Raw genomic sequence first — 15,966 nt, 5'->3', positions numbered from 1 at the left:
CGTCACAGCTCCTTTCAGGCCGCTCAGGCCGCTACGAGGTAGGAGAAGACCGATTCGAGGGACTCGTCCGAGGGCGAGACCGCGAGCAGCCGGATGGAGTGCTCACGGGCGACCCGTGGCAGCAGTTCGGTGAAGCGGCCGAAGTCGACAGCCTGGATACGCAGTGCGCCCTCGGCGACGTCGACCTCGATACCGGCCGTCGACGGGTCGGCGATCAGCGCGGCGGCGAGCGCGCGGTCGTCGCTGGACCGTACGAGATAGCGGTGCGGCCGGTCGGTCATCAGGCGGCGGATCTTGCGGAAGTCGCCGGAGGCGGCGTGGCGGCCGGCCACGATCACCTCGATGTGCGAGGCGAGTTGCTCGACCTCCTCCAGAATATGGGAGGAGAACAGGACTGTCCGCCCCGTGGCGCCCATACGCCGCAGCAGATCCATCAGCTGCATCCGCTGGCGCGGGTCCATCCCGTTGAACGGCTCGTCCAGGAGCAGCACCGACGGGTCGTGCACCAGCGCGGACGCCATCTTCACGCGCTGGCGCATGCCCTTGCTGTACGTCGCGATCTTGCGGTCCTGCGCGTACTCCATCTCGACCGTGGCGAGCGCCTCGCGGGCCGCCTTCGCGCCCAGTCCGTGCAGTTCGGCGTTTGCCACGACGAAGTCGAGACCGGTGAGGAAGTCGTACATCGACTCCCGTTCCGGCACGATGCCGATCTGCCGGTAGACGCCCTCGTTGCGCCAGATCTGCTTTCCGTCGAGGGTGACAGTGCCCGTGGAGGGGGCGAGGAAGCCCGCCATCATGTTGATGAGGGTGGACTTGCCCGCGCCGTTGGGGCCGAGCAGGCCGGTGACGCCGGGGCCGATCGTCATCGTGACGTCGTTGACGGCCACCACATTGCCGAACCAGCGCGAGGTGTGCTCGATATTGATGGTGGTCACAGCCCGACCTTCCGGTAACGGCGCATGAGAACGGCGTACGAGCCGAGGACGAGCGCAATAACGACCAGCAGATAGATCACGCCCACGGCGGCCGAGGGACCCGCTTCGCCGGGGAAGGCGGAGGTGGCGCCCAGGAAGGCGGTCTGTACGCCGTCGATGAGCGTGACCGGCGAGAAGAGACCGAGCCACTTGACGGCGCCGAGCGCGTCCGTCTGCCAGGCGATCGCCTGGACGGTGGAGACCGCGCCGTAGGAGATGGTCAGGGCGGCGATGACCGCGGCGACGCCGAAGCCGCGGCGCGGCGTGAGCGCGGCCAGCACGAGGCCGATCCCGCCGAAGAGGAGCGAGAGCAGCGCGACCGACACCAGTCCCTGGCCGAACCCCTTGGTCTGGTCGACGAAGTCCATCTTCGCCAGCAGAGAGCCCACATAGAGGATGACGAGCGGCGACGCGGTCAGCACGAAGAGCGCGGAGGCCATCGCCCCGTACTTCGCGATGACGTAGTCGACCCGCTCGATCGGGCGGGAGAAGTACAGCGGCACGGTCTTGAAGCGCAGATCCCGCGAGACGGACTGCGGGGCCTGGGCGGCGAGATAGAGGCCGATGACGGCCTGGGTGACGATCGCGTAGCGCGTGTAGTCGAGCGGCAGCGCCTTGAGGTTGGTCGTGATGGCGACCGCGACGATGATCGCCGCGGGCAGGCACATCACCGCGAAGAGGATCATCGGCAGGACCTTGGACTTGGCCGAGCGGCCGAGTCCGTAGGCACCGCGCAGGGACTGCGAGTAGAGGGAGCGGCGGGCGTAGGCGCGGCCGAGCCGCGGCCCGTCGTAGTTGCGGTACCCGATGTTGTGGATCCGGGTGGCTCCGGCGCCTGCCCCGGCACCGGTCTCGGTCTCAGTGCTCATCGCGGGCGCCTCCCTTCTGCAGTGCGTACTCCGCCTCGTCGGCGCCCTGGCCCGGCTGGGCCGCTTCGGCGGACGGTTCCGAGCGGAAGACCTCCGCGATGTGGTGCCGGCGCTGTTCCATCCGTACCAGCCCCAGGCCGAGCCCGGCGACAGTGTCGCGGACGACGTCGTACGTCTCCTCGCCCTTGGCCTCGATCAGCAGGATGTGGCCCGCGCCTGGCAGTCCTTCCTCCATGCCCGCGTGCAGGGTGAGTCCGGCGGTGGTGAGTGCCTCGCGCAGGGAGCGCGTGCCGTCGGGGTGCGCGTCCGTGTCGGTGACCTCGACCGCGAGGGTGGTGGTGATCTGGGTGAAGTCGCTGGTGGAACTGGAGCGCAGAAGCGTTCCGCCGTCGATGACGACGACATGGTCACAGGTGCGTTCGAGCTCGCCCAGGAGATGCGAGGTGACCAGTACGGAGATGCCGAAGTCGGTGTAGACGCGTCGGATGAGGCCGAGCATCTCGTCGCGGCCGACCGGGTCGAGACCATTGGTCGGCTCGTCGAGGAGGACCAGTTGGGGGTCGTGGACCAGCGCCTGCGCGAGCTTGACGCGCTGCTTCATACCCGTCGAGTAGCCGCCGATGGGGCGGTAGCGCTCCTCGTACAGGCCGACATGGCGCAGCGTGTCGGCGGTCCGCTCGCGGGCGGCGGTCGGCGGAAGTCCGGACATGCGCGCCATGTGGACGACGAACTCGGTGGCCGAGACGTCCGGCGGCAGGCAATCGTGCTCGGGCATGTATCCGACGCGCTCGCGGATGGCGCCACCGCTGGTGGCGACATCGAGCCCGAGCACCGTGGCCCGGCCTTCCGTGGCGGGGGACAGACCCAGCAGGATCTTGATCATGGTGGACTTGCCGGCCCCGTTGGCGCCCACCAGGCCGGTCACACCCGGTCCGATGTCCAAGGAGAGCCGGTCAAGCGCGGTTACCCGGGGGAACCGCTTGCTCAGGCTTTCTAGCGCGATCACAGTCACGGTTCGACGGTAGTGGCGCGGGCCACGGTGAGCGTCAGACCAGGCGGCTGTATCCATGTCAGCCTCCAGATGTAGGGAACCCGTAGGGGCCCGGCCGCCCGCCGGTTGTCCACAGGGATGCCCCGCCCCTTTATCCACAGGAATGCCCCGCCTCTTGACGTCGCCGCCAACCATTGTCACATTCATCAGTGTCACGTTACGAACACGTACCGCACACGGAACGGGGTGGGGACGGGTGGGAAGCGACGCAGTGACGGACGCGCGGACCGCGGAGCTGCGGGGGTTCAGGGAGGTGCAGCGCCTGGCGTACGCGTGTGCGGAGGCGGTCGCCGCGCGGCTGCGGCCGGGGTTGACCGAGCGCGACGCGGCGCGGATGCAGCGCGAGTGGCTCCGCGCGCGTGGTGTGCGCGACTGGTTCCATCTGCCCTTCGCGTGGTTCGGGGACCGTACGGCGTTCGCGGGCTTCCGGATACCGCTCCAGTTCTTTCCCACCGGCCGGCGGCTGGAAGCGGGCATGCCGTTCATCCTCGACCTGGCACCGGTCCACCGCGGCTTCACTGCCGACGTCGGCTACTCGGGCTGTCTCGGGCCCAACCGGCTGCACGGCAAGCTGCTCGCCGACCTTGAGGCGCACCGTGAGCTGATCCTGCGGGAGGTGCGCGAGCGGCGCTCACTGCGGGAGATCTACCAGGACGTGGACCGGCTGATGGCGCGGCAGGGATACGCCAACCGGCATCGCGCGTACCCCTTCGGTGTCATCGCCCACAAGATCGACCGGGTGAAGGAGCGCCGCGTCTCGCCCCATGTGCTGGGGTTCGGCACCCAGTCGCTCAAGGGGCTGGCGCGCGATGCCCTGCATGGCCACCGGGACGGCTGGTCACCGCTGTGGAGCCCGTACAGATTCTCCGATCACCCGCCGAAGCCGGGGCTGTGGGCGGTCGAACCCCACCTCGGATTCCGGGGTACCGGCGCGAAGTTCGAGGAGATCCTGGTGGTCACCGACTCCCGGGACCCGGAGCAGAGCGCGTTCTGGCTGGACGACGATCTGCCGCATGTGCGGCGCTGGGCGGAGGCCGCGTGAAGGGCGGAGGCCGTATGAAGAGCGGAGGCCGCATGAGTGACGGTGCGGGCGAAGGCGGCGGTACGGACAGGGGCCCGGCGGACGCGCGGGAGCGCTGGGTGCGTACGGGCGGGATCGAGCTGTGCGTGGCCGAGTTGGGCGATCCGGCGCGGCCGACCGTCCTGCTGGTGCACGGCTATCCGGACAGCAAGGAAGTCTGGTCCGAGGTCGCGGGACGGCTCGCGGACCGTTTCCATGTGGTGCTCTACGACGTACGGGGCCACGGCAGGTCGACGGCGCCGGTCCCGCTGCGCGGCGGCTTCACGCTGGAGAAGCTGACGGACGACTTCCTCGCGGTCGCCGACGCGGTGAGCCCGGACCGGCCGGTCCATCTGGTCGGCCACGACTGGGGCTCCGTGCAGTGCTGGGAGTTTGCCACGGTGGCACGGACCGAGGGCCGGATCGCCTCCTTCACCTCGATGTCGGGCCCCTCCCTCGATCATCTGGGGCACTGGATCAAGCAGCGGGCCGCACGGCCCACTCCGCGCCGTGCCGGCCAGCTCCTCGGACAGGGCGCCAAGTCCTGGTACGTCTATCTGCTGCATACGCCCGTGCTGCCGGAGCTGGCCTGGCGCGGGCCGCTCGGCAAGCGGTGGCCGAGGATCCTCCAGCGGGTCGAGGGGATCCCGGGCGGTACGTACCCGACGTCCTCGCTGCCCCAGGACGCGGCGCACGGCGCGTGGCTCTACCGGGACAACGTCCGCGCCCGGCTGCGCGGGCCGCGCACCGACGCCGCCTACGCGCATGTCCCCGTTCAGCTGATCACGCCGACCGGCGACGCCTTCCTGTCGGCACGGCTCTACGACGATCTGGAGCAGTGGGCTCCGCGGCTCGTACGGCGGACGCTGCCCGCCAAGCACTGGGTGCCCCGCACCCGCCCCGACCAACTGGCCTCCTGGATCGGTGATTTCGTCACGGCACACGAGGACGGCGGGCTCCCGGACCCCGTTGCGGCGCCGAGCGGGCCGTACGCCGAGCGCTTCGGCGGACAGCTGGTACTGGTCACCGGCGCGGCCAGCGGCATCGGCCGGGCCACCGCCTTCGCGTTCGCCGAGGCGGGCGCGCGGATCGTGGCGGTCGACCGGGACGCGGAGGGGGCGGCCAGGACCGCGGAGCTGGCCCGGCTGATCGGCGCCCCGGACGCCTGGGCAGAGCCGACCGATGTCGGCGACGGGCAGGCGATGGAGAAGCTCGCCGAGAGGGTCGCCACGGAGTACGGCATTGTCGATGTGCTGGTCAACAACGCGGGGATCGGGCTGTCCGGAGCGTTCCTCGACACCACCGCCGAGGAGTGGAAGAAGGTCCTGGACGTCAATCTGTGGGGCGTCATCCATGGCTGCCGGCTCTTCGGCAAGCAGATGGCCGAGCGCGGCCAGGGCGGTCATATCGTCAACACCGCTTCGGCCGCGGCGTATCAGCCCTCGAAGGCGCTGCCCGCGTACAGCACGTCGAAGGCGGCGGTGCTGATGCTCAGCGAGTGTCTCCGGGCCGAACTGGCCGGGCAGGGCATCGGGGTCTCCGCGATCTGCCCCGGCTTCGTCAACACCAACATCACCTCGACCGCGCACTTCACAGGAGTCTCCGCCGAGGAGGAGGAGCGGCGCAGGAAGAAGTCGGCCCGGCTGTACGGGCTGCGCAACTACCCGCCGGAGAAGGTCGCCGAAGCCGTGCTGCGCGCCGTCGTCCGCAACCAGGCCGTGGTGCCGGTCACTCCGGAGGCGCACGGATCGCGGCTGCTGTCCCGGTTCGCGCCGGGCGTGCTGCGGGCCATCGCACGGGTGGAGCCGCCGCTGTGAACGCCGAAAGAGACGAGGAGCACCCCATCGTGCCGCGCCGCGTCTCGTTCGACTGGCGGGGGACCCCGCTGCACTGGATACCGGACGAGCCCACCGCCACCCATGTCATCAATGTGCTGCATCTGCTGCTGCCCGCGGGCGAGCGGTGGTTCGTGAAGGTCTTCAAGGAGGGCCTTCCGCTGGTCACCGACGCGGGCCTGCTCAAGGACGTCAAGGGGTTCATGGGTCAGGAGGCCACACACAGCGTCCAGCACTCCTATGTGCTGAACCACCTGGCGGAACAGCGGCTGGACACCGACGCGTACACCCGGCATGTGGACTTCCTCTTCGAGCGGCTGCTCGGCGAGAAGCCGCCCTGGGGGATACCCTTCCCGGCCGGGAAATGGCTCCTGTACCGGCTGGCGTTCGTCGCGGCGATCGAGCAGTTCACGGCGGTCCTCGGCGACTGGGTGCTGCGCGCGGAGGAGCTGGACCGCGCGGGCGCCGACGAGGTCATGCTCGATCTGCTGCGCTGGCACGGCGCCGAGGAGGTCGAGCACCGGGCGGTGGCGTTCGACATGTACCAGCACTGCGGCGGCTCCGGTGCGGCGCCGTACGCCCGGCGGATCGGGACGATGTGCGTCACCGCGCCCGTACTGCTGTGGCTGTGGACCTGGGGCGCGGCCTATCTGATCCGGCACGACCCCCAACTCGCCGGCCGGTCGCGCTATTCGCTGCGTGAGCACAACAAGGCGATCGACAGGGGTTTGCTGCCCACCTGGCGGGAGCTCGGTTCGGCGATACCCCGCTACGTCCGGCGCTCGTACCATCCCTCGCGGGAGGGCTCGCCGCGCAGGGCCCTCGACTATCTCGCGACCTCGCCGGCGGCGCGTGCGGCGGCGGGCGCGGTGGGCCGCGCGGCCCTGGGAGGAAGGAAGTGAGCGTGTCCGGGTCCGAGCCGCGGTCCGAGCCGCGGTCCGAGCCGCGGTCCGAGCCGCGGTCCGAGACCGGCGCCGAGTACCGGATCGAGGGTCTCGCGCAGGCGAGCGGCGCCACGGTCCGTACGATCCGCGCCTACCAGGACCGCGGGCTGCTGCCCAGGCCCGAGCGGCGCGGCCGGGCCAATGTGTACGACGACACCCATCTCGCCCGGCTGCGGCAGATCGCCGATCTGCTGGAGCGGGGCTACACCCTGGCCTCCATCAAGGAGTTGCTGGAGGCATGGGACGCCGGACGCGGGCTGGGCGGGGTGCTCGGGCTCGTCGCCGAGGTGCACGGACCATGGACCGACGAGGAGACGGCCAGCATCTCGCGGGCGGAACTGGACGAGCGGTTCGGCGGCGCGCGCGACGACGCGGCCGTCGAGGAGGCCCTGGAGCTGGGCGTGCTGGAACGTATCCCGGGCCGGGATGACGCCTTCCTCGTCCCCAGCCCCCAGGAGCTCGCCGTGGCAGCGGAGTTGCACGCGGCCGGGGTACCACTGCCCGCGATCTCCGGACATCTGCGGGAGCTTCGCGGTCAGGTCGAGCACATCGCCTCCCGTTTCCTGGAGTTCACCACTGAGCATGTCTTCGCCCGCTATCTCGGTCACCGCCCTCCGACGGACGCGGAAGCGGCCGAGGCGGCCGCGCTGGTGCGCCGGATGCGGCCGCTGGCGCGGCAGTCGGTCGACGCGGAACTGGCCCGCGCGATGCGACTGTTCGCCACCCGCCACCTCCATCAACACTTGGCGGTGGACGCCCCGCCCTCTGGCCCCTCCGGGACCCGGTCCGTGCCCTTGCCCGCCGAAACGATCCAGGCTGTGGAGAAGCTTGTTGGCCGGGAGCGAGTGGCGTCCTTCGTCGCCGCGGCCACCGAACGCGAGGTCCAGGCAAGGACCTTGGACGACCTCACCTCAACCCACAGATATACAGGACAAATTGATCAAATAGGTTAAATAGCCCGGTGGTTATCCACAGATTCGCCAAATAGCCTGTGGATAAACAAAGTTGACTGTGGATCAAACCTACGCACCGTCAGCAATGTGAAATGAGAGTGGCGCCGGACAGCACCACCGGTCACGCTGGTGCGATGACCGGAGTATCCGACGAACGACGCATCGTGAAGGTGTCGAAGTACCTCGCCAAACATCTGCGCCACCAGCCCGAGCGCATCGGCATCACCCTCGACGCGAACGGCTGGGTGCCCGTCGATGAGCTGATGACCGCCGCCGCCGCGCACGGCTTCCGGCTGAGCCGTGCCGAGCTGGATCACGTGGTCGCCGTCAACGACAAGCGTCGCTTCACCATCGACGGCGACCGGATCCGCGCCAACCAGGGCCACACCGTCGCCGTCGACCTGGAGCTGGCCCCGGCACAGCCGCCCGCGTACCTCTACCACGGCACGGTCGCCCGCAACTTGGACGCGATCCGGGCGGAGGGGCTGCGCCCCATGGACCGCCACCACGTCCATCTCTCGCCCGACCGCGAGACCGCGACGCGGGTGGGCGCACGCCGCGGCCGGCCCGTCGTCCTGCCGGTGGACGCCGGAGCGATGCACCGCGACGGGCTGGTGTTCCACGTCAGCGCCAATGGCGTCTGGCTCACCGACTCCGTACCGCCGCGGTATCTGCGCTTTCCGACTGAGGGCTGACGAGTTGAGGAGCCCCGAGAGAGCCCCCGGAGGCGCGCTACCGCTGGAGCTGGGTCGGCGCCTCGGTGGCGATCCGCTCGTAGACCCGCTGGTCGGCCGCGAATTCCGAGTCGGGGATGGGTGCGTGCACCGCGATCTCGGTGATGCCCAGTTCGAAGTGCCTGCCCGCGAAGTCCACGAACGCGTCGAGCGACCCCATCGGGCCATTACGGTCCGGGGTGAATCCGGTGAGCAGGATCTTCTCCACCTCGGACACCTCCCGCCCGATCTCCGAGCAGGCCTTGCCCAGCCGCTCGATCTGCCCGCTGATGGCGGCACGCGACTGCTCCGGCGTACCCGTCTCGAACAGCTTCGGGTCCCCCGTCGTCACCCAGGACTGACCGTGCCGGGCGGCGAGCTTCATACCGCGCGGTCCGGTGGCCGCCACCGCGAAGGGCAGCCGGGGCCGCTGCGCACACCCCGGGATGCCACGCGCCTCGACCGCCGAGTAGTACGTCCCGTCGTATGTCACGGAGTCCTCGGTCAGCAGCCGGTCGAGCAGCGGCACGAACTCGGCGAACCGGTCTGCCCGCTCCTTCGGCGTCCATGGCTCCTGCCCCAGCACCGTCGCGTCGAAGCCGGTGCCACCCGCTCCGATCCCCAAGGTGATCCGGCCGTCCGAGACATCGTCGAGCGAGATGAGGTCCTTGGCGAGCGTCACCGGATGCCGGAAGTTCGGCGAGGTGACGAGGGTGCCCAGCCGCAGCCGCTCGGTGACGGCGGCAGCCGCGGTCAGGGTCGGCAGGGCCCCGAACCAGGGCCCGTCGCGGAAGGTCCGCCAGGACAGATGGTCGTAGGTGTACGCGGTATGGAAGCCGAGCCGCTCGGCTCGCTGCCAGTCGTCACGGCCTCCGTCGTGCCAGCGGCGGACGGGCAGGATCACGGTACTCAGACGCATGCCCCTGACGATACGGGTGCGTACGGAGCGCAGGTCCGGCCGGGGACGACCGGGGATGACCGGGGACGACCGGGGACGGAACCGAGCGCGCACCCGGGGCCCACTCAGATGTGCGCCCCTCCGCACGCCCGTGCGTATCCGTACGGGAGAATGGACGAGTGACCTCGCCCAATGGACCCGCGCCCGTGCCCGACGACTCCCCGCTCCCCGCCAGACCCCGGCTGATCGCCACCGATCTCGACGGCACGCTGCTACACGACGACAAGTACGTCTCGGACCGCACGATCGCCGCGCTCGCCGCCGCCGAGCGGGCCGGTATCGAGGTCTTCTTCGTCACCGGCCGCCCGGCCCGCTGGATGGATGTCGTCAGCGAGCATGTGCACGGCCACGGGATGGCGATCTGCGCCAACGGCGCCGCGGTCGTGGATCTGCACGCCGGCGGAAAGCTGTTGCAGGTCCGCCCGCTGGAGCGCGAAATCGCCCTGGCCGTCGTCCAGGCGCTGCGCGACGCCGCGCCCGGCACGACCTTCGCCGTCGAACTGACCACGGGCATCCATTACGAGCCGGCGTATCCGCCCTTCCACCAGGATCCGGGCGCGACCGTCGCCACCGCGGAGAAGCTGCTCCAGGTACAGGGGCAGGTGCACGAGCCGATACAAGAGCAGGGACCGGAAACGGGAACGGTGGACGAGTCCGCCGCGCCCGTGGTGAAGCTGCTCGCGTACCACCCCGATCTGACGCCCGACGGCTTCCTCGCCGTGGCCCGTACGGCGGTGGGGGACCTCGCCACCATCACCCGCTCCAGCCCCAGCGCGCTCCTTGAGGTCAGCGGCCCGGGGGTCAGCAAGGCCAGCACGCTCGCGCTCTGCTGTGCCCAGCGCGGCATCTCCTCCGACGAGGTCGTCGCCTTCGGCGACATGCCGAACGATCTGGAGATGCTGACCTGGGCCGGGACGTCGTACGCGATGGGCAACGCCCACCCGGACGTACTGGCCGCCGCCTCCGGACGTACGGTCACCAACAACGAGGACGGCGTCGCGATCGTCATCGAGCAGATCGTGGCCCGCCGTCAAGCAGAGGGACATTGAGCGAACAGGCCCTGACCGAACGGGCCCCGAGCAAACAGGCCCCGAGCGGACCGCATGAGGCACACCGGTGAAGAGCAGCGGTGAGGAGCGGTGAGCCCCCTTGGAGCGGGACCTCACAGCAGGACCTCACAGCAGGACCTCACAGTGGGACCTCCCACACCACCGTCGTACCGCGTCTGCTCTCCCCGAGCCCCGGCTCGCACGTACTCGATCCGCCCAGCGACTCCGCCCGTCGCTTGAGGTTGCGCAGTCCGCTGCGCCGCCCGCCCGCCGGAATGCCCACCCCGTCGTCGGCGACCGACAGCCGGACCCCCCGCCCGCCGTCGGGAAGGAGCACCGTGCAGTCGACGACGACTTCGATCCGGGTGGCGTGCGCGTGCCGGAAGGCATTGGAAAGGGCCTCCCGAAGCGCGGCGATCAGGTTCTTCCCGGCGAGCTCGCCGACGGAGTCGACCGCGCCGACGAAGCGATGGGTGGGCCGGAAGCCCAGGGGGACCGCGGCCATATTGATCTCCCGCAGCACTCGGGTACGCATCCCTGGCGGCGCCTCGGCCGGTCCCTGCTGGAGCGCGAAGATGGCCGTACGGATCTCCTGAATCGTCACGTCCAGTTCCGCGACCGCCTTCTCGATGCCGTGGTGCACTTCGGGCGCCACCTCACCGCGCTGGGCCGTCTCCAGCGTCATCCCGGTGGCGAACAGCCGCTGGATGACCAGATCGTGGAGGTCGCGTGCGATCCGGTCGCGGTCCTCCAGTACGGCCAGCCGTTCCCGGTCCCGCTGTGCCCCGGCCATCATCAGGGCCAGCGCCGCCTGCGAGGCGAACTGCCTGGCCAGCGAGCGTTCCCGCCTGCTGAAGTGACGCGCGCCCGGCGCGCGCGGCATCACCAGCGCGCCGAGCACCCGCCCGTCGGTACGCAGCGGCAGCAGCATGAGGGGACCGAACTCGGAGGCCAGCCTGGTCACCAGGCGCGGGTCGGTGGCGGCGTCGTCCACGAAGACGGATTCACCGGCCAGCAGAGCCGCGGCGGCGGGGGCGTTGGCCGGGACGCGGTACCCCACCCTCATCACCGGATGGTCGGCGGAGACGGCCACGATCTCCAGGCCGCCGTTCCGCGCGCGCAGCATCACCGCGCCCATGGTCGAACCCGAGAGTCTGCCGGCCTGTTCCGCGACGACGGTGAGCGCGTCGTCGGCGTCACCGCCGGAGAGGAGGGCGGTGGTGACGGCGACCGAACCCTCGATCCACCGTTCACGCTGCCGCGCCGCTTCGTACAGCCGGGCGTTGCCGATGGCCACCCCCGCCTCGGCGGCAAGCACCCGCAACAGGCGCAGGTCGCTGTCGTCGAACTCGCCCCCACCCGCCTTCTCCGCCAGATAGAAGTTGCCGATGGTCCTCTCCCTGGCCCGGATCGGGACGCCGAGGAAGGTCCGCATCGGCGGGTGGCCCGGCGGGAATCCGACGGCGCGCGGATCGGTCGTCAGATCTCTGAGCCGAATCGGGTCGGGGGTCCTGATCAGCGCGCCGAGGAGGCCGCTCCGTCCGTCCGGTCTGCGTCCGATCCGCCGGGCCACCTCCTCGCCGGCCCCATAGGTCAGAAAGTCGGAAAGGCCCTCGCCCTCCTCGTCGACCACGCCGATCGCCGCGTACCGGGCGTCGGCGAGTTCGGCCGCGGTCTCACAGATCCGGTCGAGCGTGGAGTGCTGCCCGAGTCCGGTACCGACCGAACACATCGCCTCCAGCAATTGCGGCACGCGCGCGGCGGTCTCGGCGGACAGGCCCTCAAGGCTGGTCGCCGCGCGGATCGCGGCTTCGAGGGGGTCCTTGGGTTCGGGCACGTCCATGCCCATGAGCCTAATAAGTCCTATTTGGCAGGGAAAGTCGACTTCTGGGCTTCCAGGAGGTCTCCGGCGCGTTCCCGGTCCAGCATCCGGCGCAGCGGTCCCTCCTCAGCGGCCAGTTCGGCGTAAGTGCCGCGCTGTACGGGACGACCGCCATCGAGCACGATCACCTCGTCAACCGTGTCAAGGCCCTGCAAACGGTGGGTGATGAGCAGCGTCGTCCGCCCCTCGGTCGCCGCCAGCAGATCGGTGGTCAGCGCGTCGGCCGTCGCCAGGTCCAGATGCTCGGCCGGCTCGTCGAGGACCAGCACGGGGAAGTCGGCGAGAAGCGCCCGGGCCAGCGCGAGCCGCTGCCGCTGGCCGCCGGAGATCCGTGCGCCGTGCTCACCGACGAGCGTGTCGAGTCCGGCGGGCAGGGCGTCGACCCAGTCGAGCAGCCGGGCCCGGCGCAGGGCGTCGCGCAGTTCGTCGTCGGTCGCGTCCGTACGGGCGAGCCTGAGGTTCTCCCGTACCGAACTGTCGAAGAGGTGCGCGTCCTGGGCGCACAGCCCCACGAACCGGCGGACGGTGTCCCCGTCGAGCGTGGCCGTGTCCGTACCGCCGAGCCGGCAGCCACCCTCGCGCGCGTCCAGGAAGCGCAGCAGTACCTGAGCAAGCGTCGTCTTGCCCGAACCGGAAGGCCCGACGACGGCGACCCGTTTTCCGGCGGTCAGGGTCAGATCGAAGCCGCTCAGCGCGTCCCGCCGCTGCCCCGGATACCGCGCGGCCAGCCCGCGCACCTCCAGCGGGAACGGCGATACGGGAGCGGCGGCCGGCCGCTCGGGCTCCTGTACGGGTACGGGCGCGTCCAGCACCTCGCACACCCGCTCCGCGCTGCGCCGGGAGCGCTGCCGGTACTGCACGGCGAGCGGCAGCCCCGTCACCGCCTCGAACGCGGCGAGGGAGGTCAGAACGACCACGGCCAGTTCGACGCCCGCGAGCCGTCCGTCCGCCAGGGCCCCGACCCCCGCATACGCGGCCGCGGCGACGGTCAGTCCGCAGACCAGGGCGGAGAGCCCGCCGCCGAGGGCGTTGACGCTCGCGCCGCGGGAGGCGATGGCCGTCAGTGTCCCGTCGGCCTCCCGTGTCCGGCGCATCCGGCTCTTCAGCGCGCCCGCGACGGTCAACTCGGCGACGCCGCTGAGCAGATCGGCGACGCGGGTGGCCAGCAGTCCCCGTGCCGGGGCGAGTTGCCGCTCGGCCCGGCGGGCGCAGACACCGCTCAGCAGCGGTACGCCCACGCCGGCGACGAGCAGCCCACCGGCCAGTACGGCGCCTGCCTCGGGCAGCAGCCACGCGGTGAATCCGACCGCGCCCACCCCGACGAGCAGGGCGGAGCCGACCGGGAGCAGCCAGCGCAGCCAGTAGTCCTGGAGTTCGTCCACATCGGCGACCAGCCGGGACAGCAGATCGCCGCGCCTGGTCTCGCGCAGACCGGCGGGCGCGATGCGCTCCAGCCTCCGGTACACGGAGACCCTGAGGTCGGCGAGCATCCTGAGGACCGCGTCGTGCGACACGATCCGCTCGGCGTACCGGAAGACGGCCCGCCCGATACCGAAGGCGCGGGTCGCCGTCACCGCGATCATCAGATAGAGAACGGGCGGCTGCTCGGAGGCGCGGGAGATGAGCCAGCCGGACACCGCCATGAGCCCGACGGCGGAACCGAGCGCGCAGCTCCCGAGGACCAGCGCGAGCACGAAGCGACCACGGAGCGCACCGGCGGCGGCCCGCATCCGCGCGAGCGGGGCCCGCGCACCGGTATGTCCACCGTGCCCGCGCTCTGCGCCACCTCCGCCGTCCCCCCGTACGGCGTGCTCTTCGCCGGGCGGAGGCAGCGCGGGGAGGTCACCGAGTCCGAGCCCGGGTCCGGACTCCTCGATCGCCGACCCCACCGACCCCACCGACGCCATGGGCGTCAGGGGCCGCTCCATGGACGCCGACAGCTCGGACGGCTCCGGCCGCGCGGATCCGGCCCTACGTTCGCGGTGCCGCGCCCGCTCCACGAGGGTCACCACCCGGTCCGCCACCGCGAGCAGCGCGGGCCGGTGGACGACCAGCAGTACCGTACGGCCCACGGCCAGCCGTCGCACCGCCTCGACGATGCCCGCCTCCGTCTCGCCGTCGAGCGCCGCCGTGGGCTCGTCAAGCAGCAGCAGCGGCCGGTCCGCGAGGAAGGCGCGGGCCAGCGCGAGCCGCTGACGCTGGCCCGCCGAGAGCCCCGCCCCGTCCTCGCCGAGCACGGTGTCCGGTCCTTCCGGGAGCGCCGCCACGAAGTCGTACGCCCCCGCGTCCCGCAGCGCGTCCCGCACGGCCGTGTCATCCGCGTCCGGCCGGGCCAGCCGTACGTTCTCCGCGATCGTCCCGGCGAAGAGATACGGCCGCTGCGGCACCCACGCGATCCGTTCGCGCCAGCGCTCCATATCGAGGGAGGCCAGATCGCGGCCGTCGACCCGCACCCGGCCCTCGTCGGGTGCGGCGAAACCGAGGACGACATTGAGCAGGGTGGTCTTGCCGATGCCACTGGGGCCGACCAGAGCCACCGTCTCCCCCGGCTCGACCGTCAGCGTGGCCTCGTCCAACGAGGGCTCGGTACGCCCCTGATGGCGGACCGTCACCCCGTCCAGCTCCAGGCGGGGCACTCCGGGCACCTCCCCCGTACCGCCCGCCGGGGGTTCGGTCTCCAGCACCGTGAAGATCTCCTCGGCCGCCGAAAGCCCCTCGGCCGCCGCGTGGTACTGCGCCCCCACCTGCCGGATCGGCAGATAGGCCTCGGGCGCGAGGATCAGCACCACCAGCCCCGTGTACAGATCGAGTTCGCCATGGACGAGCCGCATCCCGATGGTGACCGCGACCAGCGCCACCGACAGCGTCGCGAGCAGTTCCAGCGCGAATGACGACAGGAAGGCGATCCGCAGCGTGCGCAGGGTGGCCTGCCGGTACTCCGAGGTGATCGTACGGATCGCCTCGGCCTGGGCCTTGGCCCGGCCGAAGACCTTGAGGGTCGGCAGCCCTGCGACCACATCCAGGAAGTGCCCCGACAGCCGGGACAGCAGCCGCCACTGACGGTCCATCCGGGCCTGGGTGGCCCAGCCGATGAGCACCATGAACAGTGGGATCAGCGGCAGGGTCACCACGATGATGGCCGCCGAGACCCAGTCCTCCGTGACGATCCGGGCCAGAACCGCCACGGGCACCACCACGGCAAGCCCCAGCTGCGGCAGATAGCGCGCGAAGTAGTCGTCCAGCGCGTCGACCCCGCGGGTGGCGAGCGCGACCAGCGAACCGACGCGCTGGCCGCTCAGCCACCCCGGGCCCAGTTCAGCGGCCCGCTCCAGCAGCCGTCCGCGCAGCTCCGACTTGACCGCGGCGCTCGCCCGGTGGGCGGCGAGCTCGGTCAGCCAGGAGACCAGCCCTCGCCCGGCGGCGACCGCGACCAGCAACAGCAGCGGAGTACGCAGATCGGAGCCGTCGAACCCGCGCTGGAACCCGCCGACCACCACCTCGGCGATAAGCATCGCCTGAGCGATGACCAGCCCCGCGCCGGCCACCCCAAGGACCACCACGGCCACCAGGAAGAAACGAGTGGCCCGGGCATACCGGAGCAGACGGGGGTCGATTGGTTTCACGTGAAACACCTACTCCTACTGCTCTGCCGCTCTGCCGCTTCTTCCTTGACCCGCG

At 70.9% G+C, this 15,966-nt stretch carries 12 protein-coding genes; 6 read left to right on the top strand and 6 right to left on the bottom strand.

Going from position 1 to position 15,966, the window contains the following annotated elements; genetic code table 11:
• Positions 1-23: 23 nt before the first annotated feature.
• Genes M1203_RS22175 through M1203_RS22165 form a run of 3 tightly spaced genes read right to left on the bottom strand, consistent with a single transcriptional unit; the run spans position 24 to position 2,849 of the window.
• A complete protein-coding gene (locus M1203_RS22175) occupies positions 24-935 on the bottom strand; it encodes an ABC transporter ATP-binding protein (protein ID WP_249951517.1) in 912 nt (303 codons plus the stop codon).
• The gene (locus M1203_RS22170; protein ID WP_249951516.1) at positions 932-1,843 is read right to left on the bottom strand and encodes an ABC transporter permease; all 912 of its coding nucleotides are present in this window, start codon (positions 1,841-1,843) and stop codon (positions 932-934) included. The genes M1203_RS22175 and M1203_RS22170 overlap by 4 nt, the downstream gene beginning before the upstream one ends.
• Entirely contained in the window at positions 1,833-2,849 is a 1,017-nt protein-coding gene (locus M1203_RS22165) for an ABC transporter ATP-binding protein (RefSeq protein WP_249951692.1), read from the bottom strand. Before M1203_RS22165 ends, M1203_RS22170 begins: the two co-directional genes overlap by 11 nt.
• Before the next feature lie 256 nt (positions 2,850-3,105).
• Between M1203_RS22165 and M1203_RS22160 the strand changes: the two genes are divergently transcribed.
• The 5 genes from M1203_RS22160 (at position 3,106) to M1203_RS22140 (ending at position 8,381) form a co-directional block, all read left to right on the top strand.
• Positions 3,106-3,936 carry a M24 family metallopeptidase gene (locus tag M1203_RS22160; RefSeq protein WP_374403711.1) on the top strand — a complete coding sequence of 277 codons (831 nt, stop codon included), beginning with the start codon at positions 3,106-3,108 and terminating at the stop codon, positions 3,934-3,936.
• A gap of 32 nt (positions 3,937-3,968) precedes the next feature.
• Complete coding sequence (locus M1203_RS22155; protein WP_249951514.1) at positions 3,969-5,771, top strand: SDR family oxidoreductase; 1,803 nt, start codon at positions 3,969-3,971, stop codon at positions 5,769-5,771.
• Positions 5,768-6,691 (top strand): metal-dependent hydrolase, encoded by a 924-nt coding sequence (locus M1203_RS22150; RefSeq protein WP_249951513.1) that lies wholly within the window; start codon positions 5,768-5,770, stop codon positions 6,689-6,691. The genes M1203_RS22155 and M1203_RS22150 overlap by 4 nt, the downstream gene beginning before the upstream one ends.
• 83 nt (positions 6,692-6,774) lie before the next feature.
• Positions 6,775-7,686 carry a MerR family transcriptional regulator gene (locus M1203_RS22145; protein ID WP_249951691.1) on the top strand — a complete coding sequence of 304 codons (912 nt, stop codon included), beginning with the start codon at positions 6,775-6,777 and terminating at the stop codon, positions 7,684-7,686.
• A 134-nt stretch (positions 7,687-7,820) separates the two neighbouring features.
• The gene (locus tag M1203_RS22140; protein WP_249951512.1) at positions 7,821-8,381 is read left to right on the top strand and encodes an RNA 2'-phosphotransferase; all 561 of its coding nucleotides are present in this window, start codon (positions 7,821-7,823) and stop codon (positions 8,379-8,381) included.
• Between the two features lie 37 nt (positions 8,382-8,418).
• Here M1203_RS22140 and M1203_RS22135 read toward each other — a convergent pair whose 3' ends face one another.
• Positions 8,419-9,318: an LLM class flavin-dependent oxidoreductase gene (locus M1203_RS22135; RefSeq protein ID WP_249951511.1), complete on the bottom strand. Its 900-nt coding sequence runs from the start codon at positions 9,316-9,318 to the stop codon at positions 8,419-8,421.
• Between the two features lie 158 nt (positions 9,319-9,476).
• Here M1203_RS22135 and M1203_RS22130 point away from each other — a divergent pair, with 158 nt between their 5' ends.
• A complete protein-coding gene (locus M1203_RS22130; protein ID WP_249951510.1) occupies positions 9,477-10,406 on the top strand; it encodes a Cof-type HAD-IIB family hydrolase in 930 nt (309 codons plus the stop codon).
• A gap of 139 nt (positions 10,407-10,545) precedes the next feature.
• On the opposite strand, the gene M1203_RS22125 is transcribed toward M1203_RS22130, so the two are convergent.
• Both M1203_RS22125 and cydD read right to left on the bottom strand, forming a co-directional pair.
• On the bottom strand, positions 10,546-12,249 hold the full coding sequence (locus M1203_RS22125; protein WP_249951509.1) for a GAF domain-containing sensor histidine kinase: 1,704 nt from the start codon (positions 12,247-12,249) through the stop codon (positions 10,546-10,548).
• A gap of 20 nt (positions 12,250-12,269) precedes the next feature.
• Positions 12,270-15,911 carry a thiol reductant ABC exporter subunit CydD gene (gene cydD, locus M1203_RS22120; protein WP_249951508.1) on the bottom strand — a complete coding sequence of 1,214 codons (3,642 nt, stop codon included), beginning with the start codon at positions 15,909-15,911 and terminating at the stop codon, positions 12,270-12,272.
• Positions 15,912-15,966 lie beyond the last annotated feature (55 nt).

Origin of the sequence: Streptomyces sp. 35G-GA-8, assembly GCF_023534745.1 — a bacterium.
Lineage (GTDB): Bacteria > Actinomycetota > Actinomycetes > Streptomycetales > Streptomycetaceae > Streptomyces.
The sequence above is the reverse complement of the archived record's forward strand: the minus strand, read 5'-3'. Positions and strand labels throughout refer to the sequence as shown.

Coding starts and splice junctions, on each gene's coding strand:
- M1203_RS22170 (WP_249951516.1), bottom strand. CDS start 1,843: ATGAGCACTGAGACCGAGACCGGTGCCGGGGCAGGCGCCGGAGCCACC.
- M1203_RS22155 (WP_249951514.1), top strand. CDS start 3,969: ATGAGTGACGGTGCGGGCGAAGGCGGCGGTACGGACAGGGGCCCGGCG.
- M1203_RS22140 (WP_249951512.1), top strand. CDS start 7,821: ATGACCGGAGTATCCGACGAACGACGCATCGTGAAGGTGTCGAAGTAC.
- M1203_RS22135 (WP_249951511.1), bottom strand. CDS start 9,318: ATGCGTCTGAGTACCGTGATCCTGCCCGTCCGCCGCTGGCACGACGGA.
- M1203_RS22125 (WP_249951509.1), bottom strand. CDS start 12,249: ATGGACGTGCCCGAACCCAAGGACCCCCTCGAAGCCGCGATCCGCGCG.